The 20,294-nt window shown below is 65.1% G+C and carries 18 protein-coding genes; 9 read left to right on the forward strand and 9 right to left on the reverse strand.

Annotated elements, in window-relative coordinates; all coding sequences use genetic code 11:
- Nucleotides 1-163 precede the first annotated feature (163 nt).
- Genes ntrC through dusB form a run of 3 tightly spaced genes read right to left on the reverse strand, consistent with a single transcriptional unit; the run spans nt 164 to nt 3,789 of the window.
- Nucleotides 164-1,606, reverse strand: coding sequence for a nitrogen regulation protein NR(I) (ntrC, locus tag GWG67_RS28035; RefSeq protein ID WP_007610301.1), 1,443 nt, complete (start codon nt 1,604-1,606; stop codon nt 164-166).
- 9 nt (nt 1,607-1,615) lie between these two features.
- Nucleotides 1,616-2,791 (reverse strand): nitrogen regulation protein NR(II), encoded by a 1,176-nt coding sequence (locus tag GWG67_RS28040; protein WP_275172578.1) that lies wholly within the window; start codon nt 2,789-2,791, stop codon nt 1,616-1,618.
- Nucleotides 2,788-3,789, reverse strand: coding sequence for a tRNA dihydrouridine synthase DusB (gene dusB / locus GWG67_RS28045; protein ID WP_275172579.1), 1,002 nt, complete (start codon nt 3,787-3,789; stop codon nt 2,788-2,790). The genes GWG67_RS28040 and dusB overlap by 4 nt, the downstream gene beginning before the upstream one ends.
- 282 nt (nt 3,790-4,071) lie before the next feature.
- Between dusB and GWG67_RS28050 the strand changes: the two genes are divergently transcribed.
- Nucleotides 4,072-5,253, forward strand: coding sequence for a bifunctional 2-C-methyl-D-erythritol 4-phosphate cytidylyltransferase/2-C-methyl-D-erythritol 2,4-cyclodiphosphate synthase (locus tag GWG67_RS28050; RefSeq protein WP_275172580.1), 1,182 nt, complete (start codon nt 4,072-4,074; stop codon nt 5,251-5,253).
- A gap of 3 nt (nt 5,254-5,256) precedes the next feature.
- Complete coding sequence (locus tag GWG67_RS28055) at nt 5,257-5,865, forward strand: CinA family protein (RefSeq protein ID WP_275172581.1); 609 nt, start codon at nt 5,257-5,259, stop codon at nt 5,863-5,865.
- A gap of 17 nt (nt 5,866-5,882) precedes the next feature.
- Here the strand turns inward: GWG67_RS28055 and GWG67_RS28060 are convergent, their stop codons facing one another.
- Entirely contained in the window at nt 5,883-6,308 is a 426-nt protein-coding gene (locus GWG67_RS28060; RefSeq protein WP_275172657.1) for a GFA family protein, read from the reverse strand.
- Between the two features lie 952 nt (nt 6,309-7,260).
- Between GWG67_RS28060 and GWG67_RS28065 the strand changes: the two genes are divergently transcribed.
- Genes GWG67_RS28065 through GWG67_RS28090 form a run of 6 tightly spaced genes read left to right on the forward strand, consistent with a single transcriptional unit; the run spans nt 7,261 to nt 12,419 of the window.
- Complete coding sequence (locus tag GWG67_RS28065) at nt 7,261-7,968, forward strand: c-type cytochrome (protein ID WP_275172582.1); 708 nt, start codon at nt 7,261-7,263, stop codon at nt 7,966-7,968.
- Between the two features lie 8 nt (nt 7,969-7,976).
- Nucleotides 7,977-9,239, forward strand: coding sequence for a cytochrome c (locus GWG67_RS28070; RefSeq protein ID WP_275172583.1), 1,263 nt, complete (start codon nt 7,977-7,979; stop codon nt 9,237-9,239).
- Between the two features lie 7 nt (nt 9,240-9,246).
- The gene (locus GWG67_RS28075; protein ID WP_275172584.1) at nt 9,247-9,423 is read left to right on the forward strand and encodes a hypothetical protein; all 177 of its coding nucleotides are present in this window, start codon (nt 9,247-9,249) and stop codon (nt 9,421-9,423) included.
- Complete coding sequence (locus GWG67_RS28080) at nt 9,420-9,995, forward strand: cytochrome C oxidase subunit II (protein ID WP_275172585.1); 576 nt, start codon at nt 9,420-9,422, stop codon at nt 9,993-9,995. Before GWG67_RS28075 ends, GWG67_RS28080 begins: the two co-directional genes overlap by 4 nt.
- Nucleotides 9,982-11,604 carry a b(o/a)3-type cytochrome-c oxidase subunit 1 gene (locus GWG67_RS28085; protein ID WP_275172586.1) on the forward strand — a complete coding sequence of 541 codons (1,623 nt, stop codon included), beginning with the start codon at nt 9,982-9,984 and terminating at the stop codon, nt 11,602-11,604. The genes GWG67_RS28080 and GWG67_RS28085 overlap by 14 nt, the downstream gene beginning before the upstream one ends.
- Nucleotides 11,604-12,419: a cytochrome c gene (locus GWG67_RS28090; RefSeq protein WP_275172587.1), complete on the forward strand. Its 816-nt coding sequence runs from the start codon at nt 11,604-11,606 to the stop codon at nt 12,417-12,419. Before GWG67_RS28085 ends, GWG67_RS28090 begins: the two co-directional genes overlap by 1 nt.
- Before the next feature lie 17 nt (nt 12,420-12,436).
- On the opposite strand, the gene GWG67_RS28095 is transcribed toward GWG67_RS28090, so the two are convergent.
- The gene (locus tag GWG67_RS28095; protein WP_275172588.1) at nt 12,437-12,907 is read right to left on the reverse strand and encodes a type II toxin-antitoxin system RatA family toxin; all 471 of its coding nucleotides are present in this window, start codon (nt 12,905-12,907) and stop codon (nt 12,437-12,439) included.
- Between the two features lie 6 nt (nt 12,908-12,913).
- Nucleotides 12,914-13,870, reverse strand: a complete 957-nt coding sequence (gene lipA, locus GWG67_RS28100; RefSeq protein ID WP_275172589.1) for a lipoyl synthase — start codon at nt 13,868-13,870, stop codon at nt 12,914-12,916.
- 130 nt (nt 13,871-14,000) lie between these two features.
- Between lipA and GWG67_RS28105 the strand changes: the two genes are divergently transcribed.
- Nucleotides 14,001-14,603, forward strand: coding sequence for a DNA-3-methyladenine glycosylase (locus GWG67_RS28105; protein WP_275172590.1), 603 nt, complete (start codon nt 14,001-14,003; stop codon nt 14,601-14,603).
- Nucleotides 14,604-14,605: 2 nt separating this feature from the next.
- Here the strand turns inward: GWG67_RS28105 and GWG67_RS28110 are convergent, their stop codons facing one another.
- The 3 genes from GWG67_RS28110 to GWG67_RS28120 all read right to left on the reverse strand — a co-directional run bounded on the left by GWG67_RS28110 (nt 14,606) and on the right by GWG67_RS28120 (nt 20,113).
- The gene (locus GWG67_RS28110) at nt 14,606-17,482 is read right to left on the reverse strand and encodes a valine--tRNA ligase (RefSeq protein WP_275172591.1); all 2,877 of its coding nucleotides are present in this window, start codon (nt 17,480-17,482) and stop codon (nt 14,606-14,608) included.
- Between the two features lie 145 nt (nt 17,483-17,627).
- Nucleotides 17,628-18,401 (reverse strand): PopZ family protein, encoded by a 774-nt coding sequence (locus GWG67_RS28115; RefSeq protein WP_275172592.1) that lies wholly within the window; start codon nt 18,399-18,401, stop codon nt 17,628-17,630.
- Between the two features lie 305 nt (nt 18,402-18,706).
- Nucleotides 18,707-20,113 (reverse strand): TolC family outer membrane protein, encoded by a 1,407-nt coding sequence (locus tag GWG67_RS28120; RefSeq protein ID WP_275172593.1) that lies wholly within the window; start codon nt 20,111-20,113, stop codon nt 18,707-18,709.
- Between the last annotated feature and the right edge of the window lie 181 nt (nt 20,114-20,294).

Genomic DNA, 20,294 nt, shown 5'->3' on the forward strand with positions numbered 1-20,294 from the left:
GGCCGCGTCCCGCGGCTGAAATCACCATTTGAATGTTCCTGCGGAACATTTCGGTCCCATCGGGACTTCTGCTCACCGCGTCAGCCACAACGGCCAGCGCGATCCGGACAGGCTCAGCTCCGCTTGGTAGGGGGAGCTGAGCCACCGTCCGTTGCGGGCGAGGCTAGCCTCCGCTCCGATACACCTGGATATCGAGATCCCGGATCTTCTTCCGCAGCGTGTTGCGGTTGAGGCCGAGCAGATCGGCCGCGCGGATCTGGTTGCCGCGGGTGGCGGCGAGCGCGGCCGTGAGCAGCGGCACCTCGATCTCCTTCAGGATGCGGTGATAGAGGCCCGGCGGCGGCACGCCGTTCGGGAAGCCCTGGAAGTGCGAGGAGAGATACGCTTCCACGGCGCCGCCGAGATTGTCGACGCCATGCTGGACTGCGGCACCCGGGCTGACCGTGGGTGGCGCCAGCTCGCCGTCAATGACGGAGCCCGTGATCACGTCCTGCGGATAGAGCGCCGCGAGGCGGCGGGCGAGGTTCTCGAGCTCGCGCACGTTGCCCGGCCAGCGGTGCTGCTTCATCCGCTCCAGCGCCAGCGTGTCGAGCTTTTTCGGCGGCAGTCCGTCCTTCTCGGCGAGCGCGAAGAAATGACGGATCAGATCCGGCAGATCCTCGATGCGCTCGCGCAAGGGCGGCAGCCGCAGCGGCACGACGTTGAGGCGGAAGAACAGATCTTCGCGGAACAGACCCTGCTGGATCAGGACGCGCAGATCCTTGTTGGAAGCCGCGACGATGCGCACGTCGGTCTTGATCGGGGTGCGGCCGCCGACCGTGGTGTATTCGCCCTGCTGAAGCACGCGCAGCAGGCGGGTCTGCGCCTCCATCGGCATGTCGCCGATCTCGTCCAGGAACAGCGTGCCGCCCTCGGCCTGCTCGAACCGGCCGGAGGCGCGGGTGTTGGCGCCGGTGAACGCGCCGCGCTCATGGCCGAACAGTTCCGACTCGATCAGGTCGCGCGGGATCGCCGCCATGTTGACCGCGACGAACGGGCCGTTGCGGCGCTTGCCGTAGTCGTGCAACGCGCGCGCCACCAGCTCCTTGCCTGTACCGGACTCGCCCGTGATCATCACGGTGAGGTCGGTCTGCATCAGGCGCGCCAGCACGCGATAGATTTCCTGCATCGCCGGCGAGCGGCCGACCAGCGGGATCGCCTCCATCTCGGCGTCCTCGTTCGGCGTCGAGACCCGCTCCTTCGGCTCGGCCAGCGCGCGGCCGACGATGGCGATCAGCTCCTTCAGGTCGAAGGGCTTCGGCAGATATTCATAGGCGCCGCGCTCGGAGGCGCGGATCGCCGTCATGAAGGTGTTTTGCGCGCTCATGACGATGACGGGCAAATTCGGCCGCATCTTCTTGATCCGCGGCAACAGGTCGAACGCGTTCTCGTCGGGCATCACCACGTCGGTGATGACGAGATCGCCCTCCCCCTGGCTGACCCAGCGCCACAGCGTCGCGGCATTGCCGGTCAGCCGCACTTCGTAGCCGGCGCGGGATAGTGCCTGGTTGAGAACCGTGCGGATGGCGGTGTCGTCATCAGCAACGAGAATGCTACCTGCGGGCATCGTTAATCCTCATTTTGCCCCCTGTGACGCAGACGACGACTTCCCGGCAGAGCCGTCGCGACTGCTTTGATCGGCATGTTTCACCGATGTGGAATACATCGGCATCAGCACGCGGAAGGTGGTCTTCCGCGGCTGAGATTCGCATTCGATGATGCCCCCGTGATCCCCGATGATCTTTGCGACCAGCGCAAGGCCCAGACCCGAGCCGGTCTGCTTGGTGGTGACGAAGGGATCGAACAGGTTGGGTAGAAGATCGTCCGGCACGCCTGGTCCGTTGTCCTTCACGCAGAATTCGAGCGGCAGGGATACACGGGATTTTTGACCGGGGACTGACAGGCGCACGCCGGGACGAAACGCGGTGGTGAGCTGGATTTCGCCGTCGGGAACGTCGATCAGCGCTTCGGCGGCGTTCTTCACGAGATTGAGGAACACCTGGATGAGCTGGTCCTGGTTCGCCAGCACCGGCGGCAGCGAGGGATCGTAGTCCTCGACGAAGCGGATGTTGCGGGCAAAGCCGGACTGCGCCAGCCGTTTGACGTGATCGAGCACCGAATGGATGTTGACGGGGCCGCGCACCACGGGGCGCTCGTCGCCGAACACCTCCATGCGGTCGACCAGCGTCACGATGCGGTCGGCCTCGTCGCAGATCAGCCGCGTCAGCATGCGGTCTTCCGAGGAGGCCTGCTGCTCCAGGAGCTGCGCCGCGCCGCGGATGCCGGAGAGCGGGTTCTTGATCTCATGCGCCAGCATCGCGGCGAGCGCGATCACGGAGCGCGCGGCGCTGCGATGGGTGAGCTGGCGGTCCATCTTGTCGGCGATGGAGCGCTCTTGCAGCATCACCACGATATGGCCGGGCCGTTCCGTGACGGGGGCAACGTGCAGATCGACCTGGCGGTCTCCGCCCATGCGTGGCGTGCCCAGATCGACCTTGTACTCGTTGACCGGCGCGTTCGACGAACGCACCTGGTCAATCAGCGCCAGCAACGGGCTGCCGAACGGCACCAGCTCTTTCAGCGACTGCCGTTTCAAAAACTGCGTCGAGATATCGAAGAAGGCCTCGGTTGCGATGTTGGCGGCGACGATCTTGCCGTCCGGCCCGATCATGAGCATGGGATTGGGCAGTGCGTCCAGGATGGCATCGCTGTCGGACGGAAACGGCCGACGATGTTCAGCGGCTGAGCTCATGCAGCGGCGCTCCATGCGAAGTCGTCGAAGGCATCTTGCAGTGACCGGTGGACGAGGCGCGGATCCTCCGAGGTGAGGATTTTCTGGCGCCAGGATTTCAGCTTCTCGGCCGGCGCACGGCTCACATCGGCGGCGACGTCGAGGGCCCAGCCCAGATGTTTTCGCGCGTGCCGCAGTCCGACGCGCAGGCCGTAGAGCGCGCAGACGCCTTCATAAAGGGTGCGAACATAATGCAGCTGCGTCTCGAGCGACGGCGTGGCTTCCGCCGCCCCACCCTTGAGGCGGCGGCCGATCTCACCGGGCAGCCAGGGCTGGCCCTGCGCGCCGCGGCCGATCATCACCGCGTCGGCGCCGGAGGCCTCTAACGCGGCGAGCGCCTTCTCGTAAGTCGTGATGTCGCCATTGACGACGAGCGGAATGGTGATGGCCTCGCGCACGGCGCGGATCGCATCCCAATCGGCCTCGCCCTTGTAGAACTGGCAGCGGGTGCGGCCGTGCACGGTGACGAGCTTGATGCCTGATGCCTGCGCGCGCCGCGCCAGTTCCGGCGCGTTGCGGGTACGGTCGTCCCAGCCGAGCCGCATCTTCAGCGTCACCGGCACCTTCACCGCCGCGATCGTCGCTTCGATCAAGCTGACGGCGTGGTCGAGGTCGCGCATCAAGGCGGAACCGGACTGGCCGCCGGTGACGTGACGGGCCGGACAGCCCATGTTGATGTCGATGATGTCGGCGCCGTCGGCTTCGGCGATCCGGGCGCCCTCGGCCATCCAATGCGTCTCGCAACCGGCGAGCTGGACCACGTGCGGACCGATCCCGGTGGCTTCGCAGCGCAACCGGGACATCCGATGGCCGTTGGCGAGTTCGTCGCTGGCTGTCATTTCAGACACGACGAGACCGGCGCCCAACTCCGCGGCCAGCCGGCGGACGGGCGAGTCAGTCACCCCCGACATCGGCGCCAGGAAGACCGGGGTGGCGACGTCAATATCGCCTATCTTCAATGGCTTAAAGCCTGATACTGCCGAGCCGGTCACAGGGGTCTCGTTACGTTGGCAGCGCCTCATCGCGCCTGCCATAACCTATCTTGCGCACAATTCTTGTGCAGTCAAGCGTCATGCCTACAGTTTAGACAGTTCTGCCAATCTTTCAAGTGCAGTGCAGCAAAATGCTGTTTCCCACAATCCGGGGAAACCCCCTTTTTTTGCGGGCCTGCCGTGCTAGAGGCATGCGGCAATCACCCCACACCCCGACTCTCTTCATCACCAAATGAGTATTTGAGTCCTATGGCGAAATCACAGCGCACCGCAGTCGTCCTCGTTGCGGCCGGACGCGGCCTGCGCGCAGGCGCCGGTGGCCCCAAGCAATATCGCGAGATCGGCGGCGTGCCGGTGATCTATCGCGCCATGGAGGCCTTCAGCCGTCATGCGGACGTGTTCGCGGTTCAGCCGGTCGTGAACCCCGACGACAGCGCCATGTTCACGGCAGCGGTCGCAGGGCTCAGCCACGAGGCGCCGGTCAATGGCGGCGCGACCCGACAGGCCTCGGTGCTCGCCGGTCTCGAAGCGCTCGCCAGGCACAAGCCCGACATCGTCCTGATCCACGACGCCGCGCGCCCCTTCGTTTCCGAAGGCGTGATCACCCGCGCGATCGATGCGGCCAGCCGCACCGGCGCCGCGATCCCCGTTGTTCCCGTCACCGACACCATCAAGGTCACCGGCGAGAACGGCAATGTCGAGGACACGCCGGATCGGGTGCGGTTGCGAATTGCGCAGACGCCGCAATCCTTTCGTTTCGACGTCATCCTCGAAGCGCATCGTCGCGCGGCCAAGGACGGGCGCAGCGATTTCACCGATGATGCCGCGATTGCCGAATGGGCGGGATTGACGGTTGCAACCTTTGAAGGCGATGTTGCCAACATGAAGCTCACCACTCCCGAGGATTTCGTGCGCGAGGAAGCGCGGCTGGCGAGCCTGCTCGGCGACATCAGGACCGGCACCGGCTACGACGTGCACGCCTTCGGCGAAGGCGACCATCTCATGATCTGCGGCGTGCGCGTGCCGCACACCAAGGGCTTCCTGGCCCATTCCGACGGCGATGTCGGCCTGCATGCGCTGGTCGACGCCATCCTCGGCGCGCTCGCCGATGGCGACATCGGCTCGCACTTTCCGCCGAGCGACGCGAAGTGGAAGGGCGCCTCCTCCGACCAGTTTTTGCAATACGCCATCGAGCGCGTCACCCAGCGCGGCGGCCGTATCGCCAATCTCGAGGTCACCATGATCTGCGAGCGGCCAAAGATCGGTCCCTTGCGCGACACCATGCGCGCGCGCATCGCCGAGATTTCCGGCGTCGACATCTCCCGCGTAGCGGTCAAGGCGACCACCAGCGAGCGGCTCGGGTTCACCGGCCGCGAGGAAGGCATCGCGGCCACCGCGAGCGCCACCATCCGCCTGCCCTGGAGTGTCTAGGCCATGGCCGGCAGCGACGCACGCGCACTCTCCCGCTCGCTGCTCGATTTGTGCCGGATGCGCAAGCTGACGATCGCGACCGCCGAATCCTGCACCGGCGGCCTGGTTGCCGGCGCGCTGACCGACATCCCCGGCTCGTCCGACGTCATCGATCGCGGCTTCGTCACCTATTCCAACGACGCCAAGCGCGCGATGTTAGGGGTCGAGGCAAGCACGCTCACCAACTTCGGCGCCGTCAGCAAGGAGACCGCGACCGCGATGGCGGTCGGCGCGCTGGAGCGTGCCGGCGTTGATCTTGCGGTCGCCATCACCGGCATTGCCGGACCCGGCGGCGCCACGCCGGGCAAGCCGGTGGGCCTCGTCCACTTCGCTGCCGCCGCGCGCGACGGACGCATCGTTCACCGCGAGCATCGCTTTGGCGCCATCGGCCGCACCGCCGTGCGTCAGCGCTCTGTGGTCGAGGCGTTGCGCATGCTGATGGATCTCGCCCGCGGCCCAGTCCAGACCAAGCCGCGCCGTGAAGCCGCCGTAACCCGCCTGCGCCCCCGCGTGACACGCTCGCCGCGCCGGCATGCCGTGAAGCGCAGGACTCCGCGGTCGCCGCGGGGGTGAGCCAGGCAACCCCGCCTTCAGCCAGCCGGAATGAAGCGGAGCGTGCCGGCCCGCCGCGTCGGCTGACCAGTGTCGTTGGTGTGATTGATGCCATCCATGACCGGCACCTCGGTGAAATCGAATGGGCTCACCCCGTCCAGGCAGGCGACGTTGACGGCATAGAGAGATTGGTCGGATCGTCGCTGATGGTGCGTGTAGATTCCGCAGCGGGAGCAGAAGAAGTGCTGCGCTGATCCGGTATGGAAGCGGTAGCTTGTGAGCACATCCTCGCCCTGGAGGAACTTGATGCCGCCCATCTCCGCCATGACGACGACGGCGCCGCGCATGCGGCAGTAGGAGCAGGTGCAGCGGCGGATCGAATTCAAGCCGTCGCTGAGCGTGGCCTCGAAACGTACGGTGCCGCAATGGCACTGGCCAGCCCGAACGTTCGTGTTGCCCACCATCACACCCAAGTCTCCTGTTTAGACTCTCCTGTTCGGATCGCTTCTACGATATCCCACGCAGGATCACCAAGCCCTCATCACGCCGCCGCGAGTCCCGTAGCCCGGATGGAGCGAAGCGCAATCCGGGATTCGTTCCGCGGGACAAGGCCCCGGATTACGCTGCGCTCCATCCGGGCTACAAGACTTAGCGTCGCCCGACGGGCAAAACACCCAAACGACAGGTCAATCCGCTCGCGCGAAAATATTCGCCTTTACAGAAATTCTGATTTATCGCATCTTGTCGCCACCTCACCCCGGTCAGAGGGGCGTATCGCGATCGTCACGAAACGTGGGGTGAGCTGCGGTGGACGCGGGCAGCATCGGCGCGAAGGGCTTCGCAGGGCGGGAAACCGTGAGCGAAGGCGTCGCGCACACGACCGGTGTGGCTCGCGTACGGCAAAACCGTGTCGTCCTGACGCCCGGGGTCTGTGCGTCAAGTCTTGTGGTGATGTCGCTGCCCGACCGGGCACGCAGCATCAGCCATCCGCAAGGCGACGGGGGCAATAGTGCATCGCTCCCCGGGGAGAGCTCGGCATAAGCCGTCAAACCACTGCGCAGGGAAGGCCGTGTGTTGGGCTTCACCTGTATGCCGCTGTGCAGGCCTCTTGTAGTGCAACCTTCGCACAGTGGACCGTGGGTGCCAGCCGGCACCCGGTCTTCCCTGCGCCCTCTGACGAGGAGGGCAACACGCACACGCAGACTCGGACAGGAACTGTCGCGAGGCCGCAGCGTTATGTCCAGTTTTCAAAAAGCACGCAAACTTTGTCGAATCCGATCGGGATCGCAGATATCAACCGCGGCCAAACGTCGTGGCATCTGTCAGAACTTGGCGTGGGAAAATTATTGGCGCAATAATGATGCTCTACGTTGCGGCCGGGAATCAACCCGGTCCTGTTTTCTGGAGGGCGACGGCGTGTTCGCTCGCTTCACTGCTCCGGCAATCGCCATTGCCGTCCTGAGCGCCTTTGATGGTGCGGCCGCGCAACCCGCCAACCAGCCCCCGGATACGATGGCGGCGCGGGTGGAGGCCTGCACGCCCTGTCACGGCAACAAGGGCGAAGGCACCAGCGACGTCTACTTCCCGCGTCTCGCAGGCAAGCCGGCCGGTTATCTCTACAACCAGCTCCTCGCCTTCCGCAGCGGCCGGCGCAAATACCCGCCGATGAATTATCTGCTGGAGTTCCTGCCCGATCCATATCTAGAGGCGATGGCGGAATATTTTGCCAGCGAGCACCCGCCCCTGCCACAGCCCGCGCCCAGCGAAGTGAGCAAGGACGTCCTGGCGCACGGTGAGCTGCTCGCCACCAGCGGCGATGCCGGCCGCAACATTCCGGCTTGCGTGAGCTGTCATGGCCCGGGACTGACGGGCATGCAGCCGGGCATCCCCGGCCTGCTGGGCCTGCGCGCCAACTACATCAGCGCCCAACTCGGCGGCTGGCGTTATGGCACCCGCACCGCGAAATCGCCTGATTGCATGCAGCTCGTGGCCGGGCACCTGACCGAGGCTGACGTCACCGCCGTCGCAGCCTGGCTTGCGACGCGGCCTGCCCCCGCCAACCCAGCCCCCGTGCCGAAAGGCACCTACGCGCTGCCATTCGGCTGCGGTAGCCAGCCCAACTGACGAGGCGGATGATGGGCTTCAAATTGTCGATCAAGCTCCTGTCCATCAAGTTGCTCGCCCTCGCCGCGTTCACCACGGCAGCAGCAGCGCAGGACAAGGACAAGACAGGCGACATCGTCGCACGCGGCGAATATCTGGCCCGGGCCGGCGATTGCACCGCCTGTCATACCGCACCGGAAGGACGTCTGTTTGCCGGCGGCCGTGCCATGCCGACCCCGTTTGGCACGCTGTACACCTCCAACATCACGCCAGATCCGGAGACCGGCATCGGCAAGTGGAGTGCCGACGACTTCTACAAGACCATGCACAGCGGCCGCTTTCCCGATGGCGGGCTGATCTACCCGGCGATGCCGTTTGCGTCCTACACCAAGGTCACGCGCGCCGACAGCGACGCGATCTTCGCCTATCTGCGCTCGGTTGCGCCGGTGAACCAGAAGAACAAGCCGCACGAATTGCGTTTCCCTTACGATAACCGCCAGCTCATCCTCGGCTGGCGCACGCTGTTCTTCAGCGAGGGCGAGTTCAAGCCTGATCCGAAGAAATCTGCGGAATGGAATCGCGGCGCCTATCTGGTCGAGGGCCTCGGCCATTGCGGCATGTGCCATTCGCCGATCAACGCGCTCGGCGGCACCTCGCAATCGGACGCCTTCAAAGGCGGCCTGATCCCGATGCAGAACTGGTACGCGCCCTCGCTGACGTCAAACCGTGAGGCCGGGCTCGGCGATTGGAGCATCAAGGACATCACGGATCTGCTCCAGACCGGCGTCTCCATGCGCGGCGTGGTTTACGGCCCGATGGCCGAGGTCGTGCACAACAGCCTGCAATATCTCAACGACGAAGACACCAGGGCGATGGCGGTCTACCTCAAGGGTATCGCGGAGCCCTCGCCTCCGCCGGCCGCGAGCTCGGCGCTGCCGACCAGCGAGAGCAGCCTTCTGATCAGCCTCGGCAAGACCGTCTACGACAAGAATTGCGCGAGCTGTCATGGCACCCAGGGCGAGGGCAAGCCGCCGCACTGGCCGCCGCTTGCCAACAACCAGTCGATCGAGATGCAGTCGGCGGTCAACCCGATCCGCATGGTGCTCAATGGCGGCTATCCGCCTGGCACCAAGGGCAACCCGATGCCCTACGGCATGCCGCCCTTCGCCGGCCTCCTCTCCGACAACGAGGTCGCCGCCGTCGTCTCCTACATCCGCACCGCCTGGGGCAATCGCGGCACGACGGTCTCGGCGCGCGAGGCCAACGAGCTGCGCTCGGCACCGCTGAACTGAGGGCCCCATGTTCAATTCCGATCCGCCGACCAGCCCAGCCGCCGCCGACCAGGCGATCGAGGAGGTCGTGGCGCAGGGCCCATCAGGCGCGATCGTGGTCGCCGGCATCGCTACGGCCTGCGTGGTCGCGATGTGGTTCGCCTTCTATCTGTTCGTGTTCCTGCCGCGCGGCTCGCTGCAATGAGCGTCGAGGGAGCCCACAGCAACGGTAGCGCCAGCGCCGAGGTCGCAGCCCGCGTCGAGCGGCGCTGGGCCACCATCGCCGTGATCATCGTCGTGATGATGGCGTTGCTGGCGGCATTCGCCGGCATCCATCGCGCGACCATGCCGCAACCGCGCGTCGAGACCACCGATCCCTCGCGCCTGCATCTCTCGGGCGAGTTCGTTGAAAGCAATCTCGGCAGCGTGCTGGAAACCAATGGCAATGTGACCGTGCGCGCGATCGGCCAGCAATATTCCTTCACGCCGGCCTGCATCGTGGTGCCCGTCGACACGCCGATCACCCTGCGCGCCACCAGCGCCGACGTCGTCCACGGCATCCTGATCCAGGGCACCAACGTCAACACCATGCTGGTGCCGGGCTACATCTCCGAGCAGCTCATGCGCTTTACCAAGAGCGGCGACTATCTGATGCCCTGCCAGGAGTTTTGCTCCTTCGGCCACGAGGGCATGTGGGGCAAGGTCAAGGTGATCGACAAGGCGGACTTCGCGAACCGCGCGAAGGGTGGCGGGAGGCTGAGCTGTGTTGGTCAATAGAAAGCTCATCCTCGCCCATTTCTGGCTGGCCTTCGCCGTGTTCGGCATCGCGCTCACGCTCGGCGCCTGGCAAATGTTCATCCGCAGCCCGATCGGCACCTGGCTGTCCAATCCCGAGCTCTATTACCGCTCGCTGACCGCGCACGGCACGGTGATGGGCTACGTCTTCCCGACCCTGGTCGCGATGGGCTTCGGCTACGCCATCAGCGAGTCTGCGCTGGAGCAGCGTCTTGTCGGTGTGCGCTGGGCCTGGGCGGGATTCTGGCTGATTGTGGTCGGCGCGATCATGGCGATGGTCCCGGTCGGGCTCGGCCGCGCCTCGGTGCTCTACACCTTCTATCCGCCGCTGATCGGCAACGTCTTCTACTATCTCGGCGTCGTGCTGGTCGTGGTCGGCTCCTGGATCTGGGTCGCGCTGATGTCAGTCAATCTGCGCGTCTGGCGCAAGGCCCATCCCGGCGCGCCGGTGCCGCTGGCGATGTTCGCCAACGTCGCGGGCTCGTATCTGTGGGCCTGGACCGCGGTCGGCGCCGCGCTCGAGCTGCTGCTGCAGATCATTCCGGTCGCGGCCGGGCTGAAGGCCACCATCGACGCCGGCCTTGCCCGCGTGTTCTTCTCCTGGACGCTGCACGCCATCGTCTATTTCTGGCTGATGCCGACCTACATCGCCTATTACACAATCGTGCCGCGCGCGATCGGCGGCCGCATCTATTCCGACAGCATGGCGCGGATTTCCTTCATCCTGTTCCTGGTGGTCGCGATGCCGATCGGCATGCACCACACCTTCGCGGATCCGCAGGTCGGCGCCGGCTTCAAGTTCATTCATTCGGCCTTCACCGCGCTGGTCGCGCTGCCCACGCTGCTGACCGTGTTCACGATCTGCGCCTCGGTCGAGATCGCGGCGCGCCTGCGCGGCGGCCGCGGCATGTTCGGCTGGATCAGGGCCCTGCCCTGGGACAATCCGATGATGCTGGCCCTCGCCTTTTCCTTCGTCATGCTCGGCTTCGGCGGCGCCGGCGGCCTCATCAACATGAGCTATCAGCTCGATGCGTCGATCCACAACACGCAGTGGATCACCGGCCACTTCCACCTGATCTTCGGCGGCGCCATCGTGATCATGTATTTTGCGATCGCCTATGATCTGTGGCCGCATCTGACCGGGCGCGAGCTGATCGATCTCCGCCTGATCCGCACCCAGCTCTGGCTGTGGTTCATCGGCATGATCGTCACGACCTTTCCCTGGCACTGGGTCGGCATTCTCGGCATGCCGCGCCGCATGGCCTATTTCGACTTCGGCGATCCCGCGATCGCGCCGCAGGCACTCTCGGTCACCCTCTCTGCCATCGGCGGCTTCATCCTGCTGGCGTCGGGCATCATGTTCATCGTTATCCTGGCCCGCGGCATGCGTGCGCCGCTGGTCGACGCCGGCCCCTATCGCTTTGCGCTGGCGGTGCACCAGCCCACAATGGTCCCGGTCGCGCTCAACACCCACGCGCTGTGGGTGGCGCTGATGATCGCGCTGACCCTCACCAATTACGGCTATCCGATCCTGAATCTGGCGCTGAGCGAGGGCACGTCGGTGCCCGCCGTCTATGTGGGAGCGCAGTGATGAGTGCGCGCGAGCTCTTCACCCTCACCAATCGTCATTTCAAGACGAGTGTCGGCATCACGGCCGCGTTCTTCTTCGTGACGGCGATTGCGGGCTTTATCGTGCTGCCTTTCGCACAGCCCTGGGTTCAGTTCGCCGATGTCTGGGACGCGATCTGCAGCGCGGCCGGTGTGCCGCAACGCGCAGCGAGCGTGACCGCGCCGGAGCAGACCAAGCGCCTGTCGGGGGTCGTGCTGACGTCGAACACGCTGTCACGCCCGAGCCAGGAGGCGATCGGCCGCGGCGCCACGCTGGCGCAGCGCTGCGCGATCTGCCACGGCCCGACAGGCGTCAGCCGTGCGGACTCGCCCAATCTCGCGGGTCAATATGCCGCCGTGATCTACAAGGAGCTGCACGATTTCCGCACGGGCGCGCGCACCAATGCCGTGATGTCGCCGTTCGCCGTCAATTTGACGGACCAGGAGATCGCAGATCTCTCGAACTATTACGCTTACCTGCCGCGGCTGCCGGCCTATCACCCGAGCCCGCAACTGCCCAAGCCAAACATCGTGATCTTCGGCGCACCGATGCGCGGCATCGCGCCCTGCGGCGCCTGCCATGGCAGCCTCGACAACAAGACCGGCAGCCCGTGGCTCGAAGGCCAGTCCGAGGCTTACATGAAGGCACAACTGCAGGCCTTCGCCTCAGGCGAGCGCCGCAACGACATAAGCCAGCAGATGCGCAACATCGCGCGTGCGATGACGCCGAAGGAGACCGAGCAGGCCGCAGCGTACTATGCCTCGCAGCCGCCGGATGTCGTGAAGGCGGTGGATTGAGGCGGGCTCTTAATCCACTACGACGACGCCGGCTTCCGCCGTCCGTAGATCGCATCCGCCCGCTTCTCGAACGCGATGGAGAATCGCGCGAACGCTGCGTCGAACATCGAGCCCATCAGGAGCGCCAGCATGCGGCTCTTGAACTCGTAGGCGAGGAAGAAACCGACGTCGCACACGCTCTCGCCTTTGGGCTCAAACGTCCAACGGTTTTCCAGATTGCTGAAGGGACCTTGCAGATATTCGACCAGGATCTTCAAATTGGCGCGGTCGAGTGTCACGCGGCTGGTGAAGGATTCCCTGACCAGCTTGAACGACACCGTCATGTCCGCGACCAGCACCTCGGTGCCGTCGGGTTTCGCCATGCGCTGACGGACCTTCAGCGCGCTGCACAGCGGCACGAATTCCGGGTAGCGCTCGACGTCGGCGACCAGATCAAACATCTCGGACGCGCTGTGATCGACACGGCGCTTGCTCGAAAAATTGGGCATGGCGATTCAGCGGGCGCTTGCTGCCCGCGCGGCCTTCAGTTTCGCAAAATCCTCGCCGGCATGATGCGACGAACGGGTGAGCGGGCTCGCCGACACCATCAGGAAGCCCTTCGTGTAGGCAACCTTCTCGTAGGACGAAAACTCGTCCGGCGGCACGTAACGCATCACGGCGTGATGCTTGCGGGTCGGCTGGAGATATTGCCCGATGGTCAGGAAATCGACGTCGGCCGAACGCAGATCGTCCATCACCTGCTGCACCTCGTGGCGCTCTTCCCCCAAGCCGACCATGATGCCGGACTTGGTGAAGATGGTGGGATCGAGCTCCTTGACCCGCTGCAGCAGCCGGATCGAATGGAAATAGCGCGCGCCCGGCCGCACCGTGAGATAGCACGACGGCACGGTCTCGAGATTGTGGTTGAACACGTCGGGCTTCGCCGCGACGACGATTTCCAGCGCCCCCTCCTTGCGCAAGAAATCCGGTGTCAGGATCTCGATCGTGGTCGAGGGGCACGCGGCGCGGATCGCGCGGATGGTCTGGGCGAAATGCGCGGCGCCGCCGTCGGCGAGATCGTCGCGGTCGACGGAGGTGATGACGACATGGGCAAGGCCCAGCTTGGCCACGGCCTCGCCAACGTTCTGCGGCTCGGCCGCGTCGAGCGCGTTCGGCATGCCGGTCTTGACGTTGCAGAACGCACAGGCGCGGGTGCAGGTGTCGCCCATGATCATGAAGGTCGCGTGCTTCTTGTCCCAGCACTCGCCGATATTCGGGCAGCCCGCCTCCTCGCACACCGTGTGCAGGCCGTTGGCGCGCACGATGTTGCGGGTGTCGGCATAGCCGCGGGTGTTGGGCGCGCGTACGCGGATCCAGTCCGGCTTCGGCGGCGAAGCGGAATCGGGCCGATTCACCTTTTCGGGGTGACGTGGGCGCAGCGGGTTCGAGATGGTATCGACAATAACGACCATGGGGTGTCCGGTCTGACCAAGTCCTACCTAGTCGGTCTGGCCGGGCATCGCAACCCGGCTCGCCCCGCTTCAGGGAACATGGCAGATATGGGCAATATCCTGCTCTGTTCTCTGGCGATTCTCACCTCGAATGGCTCCAGTCTCGAAGACCTCTACTCCCCGGCTCGGCAAAGCGCTGAAGCGTGCCTTTTTCGCACGCAGCGTCCACGAGGTCGCGCCCGACCTGATCGGTGCGACCATGCTGGTCGATGGCGTCGGCGGCCTCATTGTCGAAGTCGAGGCCTATCATCATACCGAGCCGGCGGCGCACTCCTATCGAGGCCCGACGCCGCGGAACCAGGTGATGTTCGGCCCGCCCGGCTTTGCCTATGTCTACCGCTCCTACGGCATCCACTGGTGCGTGAACTTCGTCTGCGAGGAGGAAGGCTCGGCCAGCGCCGTGCTGATCCGCGCGCTGGAGCCGACCCACGGCATCGCCGCGATGCGTCGGCGGCGCCATCTCCAGGATTTGCACGCGTTGTGCTCGGGCCCGGGCAAGCTGACCGAAGCGCTCGGCATCACCATCGTGCACAATGCCTTGCCGCTGGACCGTCCGCCGATCGCGCTGCATGCGCGGACGGAGGATTTGGAGGTCGTGGCCGGAATCCGGATCGGCATCACCAAAGCCGTCGAGCTGCCCTGGCGCTATGGCGTCAGGGGCTCGAAGTTTTTGAGCAAGCCGTTCCCGAAATAAGCTTAGGACGCCTGCTTGAGCCGCTCCAGCGCCTCGAGCAGCTTGGCTTTACGGGCGAGTGCGGCCTCACGCTTCTCGCGCTCCTCCTCGACGACCTCCTCGGCGGCGTTGGCCACGAATTTCTCGTTCGCCAGCTTGGACTCTGCGCGCTTGATGTCGGCGTCGGCTTTGCCGATTTCCTTGTCAAGACGCGTGCGCTCGGCGGCGACGTCGATCACGCCCTTCAGCGGCAGCGCAGCCACCTCGCCGCGCACCAGGAGCTGGACCGCGCCGTCGGGCGCACGGTCGGCGAAGGAGATGTCCGACAACCGCGCCATGCGCTTGATGACGTCGCTCCAGCGCGGCGCGCGCTCCTTCGTCCCGGCCGAGGCGCCTGCGAGCACCAGCGCCGTCAGGGTCGCCGGCGGGATGTTCATCTCGGCGCGCACCGAACGGATCTGCGTGACAAGGTCGATCACCCAGCCGATCTCGGCCTCGGCTGCGGGATCGGTGAAGTCGGCATGGTCGAAGATCGGCAGCACCCAAACCGGCGAGACCAGCGCGTCGGTCGGGCCCGTCGTCGCCGCGAGCATCGCAAGCTGCTCCGGCGTCGGCGCGGCCGGCTTCAGCGGCCACGATGCAAGCGCGAGCAGACCGTCGCGCTTGGCCGTCACCTCCCACAGCTCCTCGGTGATGAAGGGCATGAAGGGGTGCAGCAGTTTCAGGATCTCGTCGCGCGCCCATGCCACCATGGCGCGGGTCTCGGCCTTGGCAGGGCTGTCGGGACCGAGCAGCACGGGTTTTGCGAGCTCGAGATACCAGTCGCAATAGACGTTCCAGACGAAGCGGTAGATGCTGCCGGCGGCGTCGTTGAAGCGATAGGCCTCGATCGCCTCGGTCACCTCCCGCGTGGTGTGCGCGCTCTCATGCGCGATCCAGCGGTTCAGCGTCTCCTTGACCTTGGCCGGCTCGAAACCCTCGGGCACGGCGCAGTGGTTCATCTCCGCGAAGCGCGACGCATTCCAGAGCTTGGTCGCGAAATTGCGATAGCCCTCGACACGGCTGGTGGCGAGCTTGATGTCGCGTCCCTGTGCGGCCATCGCGGCCAGCGTGAAGCGCAGCGCGTCGGCACCATATTGGTCGATCAGGCTGAGCGGATCGATGACGTTGCCCTTCGACTTCGACATCTTGGCGCCCTTCTCGTCGCGGACGAGGGCGTGGATGTAGATCGTGGAGAACGGCACCTCCTTCATGAAGTGGAGGCCCATCATCATCATGCGGGCGACCCAGAAGAAGATGATGTCGAAGCCGGTCACCAGCGCGTTGGTCGGGTAGTAACGCTGCACTTCCGGCGCGTCTGCGGGCCAGCCGAGGGTCGAGAACGGCCACAGCGCCGAGGAGAACCAGGTGTCGAGCACGTCTTCGTCGCGCGTGATGAAGCCATCACGCTTGTTGCGGTCGAGCGCCATCTCGCGGCCCTGCTCGACCGTGATGACTTCCTGCTCGACGTAATAGCCGAGGGCGTGGCTGACGGCCTCCTCCTCGGTCTCGGCGACGAACACCTTGCCGTCGGGACCGTACCAGGCCGGGATCTGGTGGCCCCACCACAGCTGGCGCGAGATGCACCAGGGCTGGATGTTCTCCATCCACTCGAAATAGGTCTTTTCCCAGTTCTTCGGCACGAAGGTGGTTTCGCCCGAACGCACTGCGGCCATCGCGGGCTTCGCCAGCGTCTTGGCGTCGACATACCATTGGTCGGTCAGATAGGGCTCGATCACCGTGCCGGAGCGGTCGCCATGCGGCACCATGTGGGTGTGCGGTTCGATTCGCTCGACGAAGCCGAACGATTCCAGCCGCTCGACGATGCGCTTGCGCGCTGCAAAGCGATCGAGCTTGTTGAACTCCTCGGCGAACTGCGCGGCACCTTCCGGCAGGTCGCGCAGATAATCCTCGTTGTCGAGGAGATCGAGGCAACCTTCCTTGTCGATGACGCTGATCCGGGCCAGGCCGTGGCGATTGCCGACCTCGAAGTCGTTGAAGTCGTGCGCCGGTGTCACCTTCACCGCGCCCGAGCCCTTCTCCGGATCGGAATAATCGTCGGCGACGATCTGGATCTTGCGGCCGACCAGCGGCAGGATCACGTTCTTGCCGACCACCTTCTGATAGCGCTCGTCTTCGGGATGCACGGCGACGCCGGTATCGCCGAGCATGGTCTCCGGGCGCGTGGTGGCAACGACAATGAAGCTCGCGGGATCGTCGGGGCTGAAAGTCTTGCCCTCGATCGGATAGCGCAGGTACCAGAGGTGGCCCTTGACCTCGGTCTGCTGCACTTCGAGATCGGAGATCGCGGTGAGCAGCTTGGTGTCCCAGTTCACCAGCCGCTTGTCCTTATAGATCAGGCCGTCGCGGTGCAGCTCGACGAACACCTTGACCACGGCCTTGGACAGGCCCTCGTCCATGGTGAAGCGTTCGCGCGACCAGTCGCAGGAGGCGCCGAGCCGCTTGAGCTGGTTGATGATGGTGTCGCCGCTCTCGGCCTTCCACTGCCAGACCCGCTCCAGAAACTTCTCGCGACCCATCTCGCGACGGCTGGGCTGCTGGCGCTCCATCAGCTGCCGCTCGACCACCATCTGGGTGGCGATGCCGGCATGGTCGGTGCCGGGCTGCCACAGCACGTCGCGGCCGCGCATGCGCTCGAAGCGGCACAGGATGTCCTGAAGCGTGTTGTTGAGGGCGTGGCCCATGTGCAGCGAGCCCGTCACATTCGGCGGCGGGATCACGATGGTAAAGGGCACTGCGTCGCGGCGGTCGGGGCGGCCGGCCTTGAAGGCAAGGCTGTCCTCCCACACGACGGACATGCGGGCTTCGATATCGGCGGGCTGGTAATTTTTCTCGATCATGGCGCTGTTAGAAAGCCGCGCACGGGGTCCAAGTCAACGGACAAGTCAACGGAAAGGTCAGGGAAAGCCAGGCGGCAACAGGGCTTTCCGGTCCGGTCGGAATATGACGCACAAGCAGGGCTTTATGAGGGCTCTGCGGCCCGATCTACCTGCCGCCGCGCGATACCCGCTCGATTTCGGCCTTCACGATGCGTTCAACGAGGCCCGGCAAATTGTCGTCCAGCCAGGATTTCAGCATCGGACGCAGCATCTCCTTGACCAGATCCTCCAGCGTTCGCGCATTGCTGCTGAGCACTGTGTGGGCCAGGGAATTGAAGGCGGATTCGACCGCGGAGACCGTCGATTGCGCCAGCATCGGCTGTTGGGGCGGCAGTGGCGGCGCATCGAAATCCACCGGCGCATAGGATGCCGGCGTCGGACGCGGCGGCGGCGATTCGGCGAATTCGAGATCGTCGCGCGGGTCGACCTTGCGGAAGCTCGGCGGCGGCGGAGGCGGCGTTGGCTCCATCGCCAGCGCCATATCGTCGGTCAATTCCAGCACGTCGGGCTCAGGTTCGGGCTCCGGCTCGGGAGCACGGGTTTCCGGCGCAGGCGTGGCCGCGTCGAGCCCTGCCAGCAGCGCGTCGATATCGTCCTGATTGTTGGATGCATCCGCCTCAGGCGCGGGGGCCGGCGGCGGCGCCGGCTTGGCAGCCGGAGGCGGTGCGGGCTTCTCGGCGGCCGGTTTGGGCGGCGCGACTTTGGATGGCGGAATATCGCTGATCGCCTGCGGCTTCGCTGGCGCGGCGGGGGCGGCAGCTTTCTCGGGCTTGGCAGCATCCGCCGGTGGCGGCTTGGCCTCATCGTCGGCAATGATGCGCCGGATCGAGGCCAGAATCTCCTCCATCGAGGGTTCTGTGACCTTTGCAGGCTGCGTCATCTCCGACTCCACATCATCAACGCCCTCGCATGCGTTGTTTTACACCAAGCACGACAGGATTGGCCGGTTCCGGATGGACGGCCCGCCATTTTCGGCGCGGCAGCCCGACTTGTCCCCAGATGACGGCTCAACGTGCAGCGGTGAGCCCCTGCCCTCGGCACTCATGCTTTACGCACACGGCATCGGATGCGGAGCGAATCGGCCCGCATCTTCTTGGCAAGGCTATGTCAGGGATTTTGCTGATTGCAAGCAAAGCACCGGTCGGCTTCGACTATTCGCGAGGCCGACCGGACGATTACGGGACTCTAGCGTCCGTCCGGCGTGCGGACGCCGGCCCAGCTGTCGCGAACCTGTTGGTAGTGAACGCTGGGATCGTAGACCGTGGTGTTGAGGCCGAGGACCTGCGGCGCGAGACGACCGACCGCATTGAGCACCGAATAGGACGCCACCACGCGGTCATGCTGGGCAGTGACGAGCGCAACGCGTGCGTTCACCAGCGCCTGCTGCGCGTTGAGCACGTCCAGCGTGGTACGCTGGCCGGCCTTGGCTTCTTCGCGCACGCCGTTCAGCGCGATCTCGGAGGCCGTGACCTGCGCCTGCGCAGATTGTACCTGCGCCTTGCCGGCTTCCAACTGCCCCCAGGCCTGCACGACGTTGGCGCGGGTCTGATCGCGGGTGGTTTCGAGATTCAGGCGCTGCTGCGCCAGGTTCTCTTTGGACTGCCGGATCAGCGAATATTCTGCGCCGCCCTGATAGATCGGTATGGAAGCTGTCGCGATGGCGGACGCGGTATTCGTTCGGAAGACATTCAGAGTCTGCTGGTACGACGTGCTGACAGCAGCCTGGACGGTGACCGTCGGCAGCAGCGCGCCCTCGTTGATCTTGACCTGGAGATAGTTGACGTCGATCCCGAACATCGAAGCCGTGACGTTGGGGTTCTCCACCAGGCTGAGACCGACGGCGGAGGCGAGCGTCGCGGGCAGAAATCGATCGACCGGCGAGCCCGGTGCCAGGTTCGTCGGCTCGTTGCCGATGATCCGGCGAAAATTCGCGCGCGTCGTCGTGAGATTCGATTCGGCAGTCAGGGCCTGGGTCCTGCCGGCCGCGAGCTGCGCTTCGGATTGCGCCACGTCCGTGCGCGTCACTTCGCCGACATTGAAGCGATCACGGGTTTGCTTGAGCGTCTGTTCGAGCACGCGCACGTTGCTGCGCTGAACTTCGAGAGTCGCCGAATCACGCAGGAAGTCCATGTAGGTCGTGGCAGCCTGCAGCAGGACCGTCTGCTCGAGCACACGCAACGCCTCGCGGGACCCCGAGACCTGACTCTCCGCCGCACGCGTCCTGTTGGCGGTCTGATTGCCGTTGTAGAGCGTCTGGTTGACGGTCAAGCTGGCGCTGTTGGGCTGAAGCGGCTGCGTGGAAAGGGGGTTGTTGCTGTGGATCGTTGGGCCCTTCTGCGTCTGTTGGATATCCTGATATTGATAGCCGGTGCCGAGGGTCACGTTGACCTTGGGGCGGTAGCCCGACAGCGCCTGCGGCACGTTCTCGTCGGTCGAGCGCGCCTGGGCGCGCTGCGCGTTGAGCTGCGGATTGTTCTGATAGGCGCGCACCAGCGCAGCCTCGATCGTATCCGCCAAGGCAGGCGTCGGCGCGGCAAGCGCCAGCAGCAGGACCGAAACCGCTGCTCCGGTGAAGAGCTTCACCCCATGCATCCAAAAATTCCGTTCATTCTAACGCCCGGCTCGTGCCCGCGAGCTGGGTTACCGTCTACGAGTGGAGTCGTTGCCCCGTCGCAACATAGGACGCGGTCAAGCGCGACGGAACTACCTGAGGGGTGTCCGCAGTGGAAACTCTTCACGTGCAGCATCCCGGCCACACTTCTGATTCAGAACG

The sequence above is a fragment of the Bradyrhizobium sp. CSS354 genome, assembly GCF_029051725.1.
Lineage (GTDB): Bacteria > Pseudomonadota > Alphaproteobacteria > Rhizobiales > Xanthobacteraceae > Bradyrhizobium.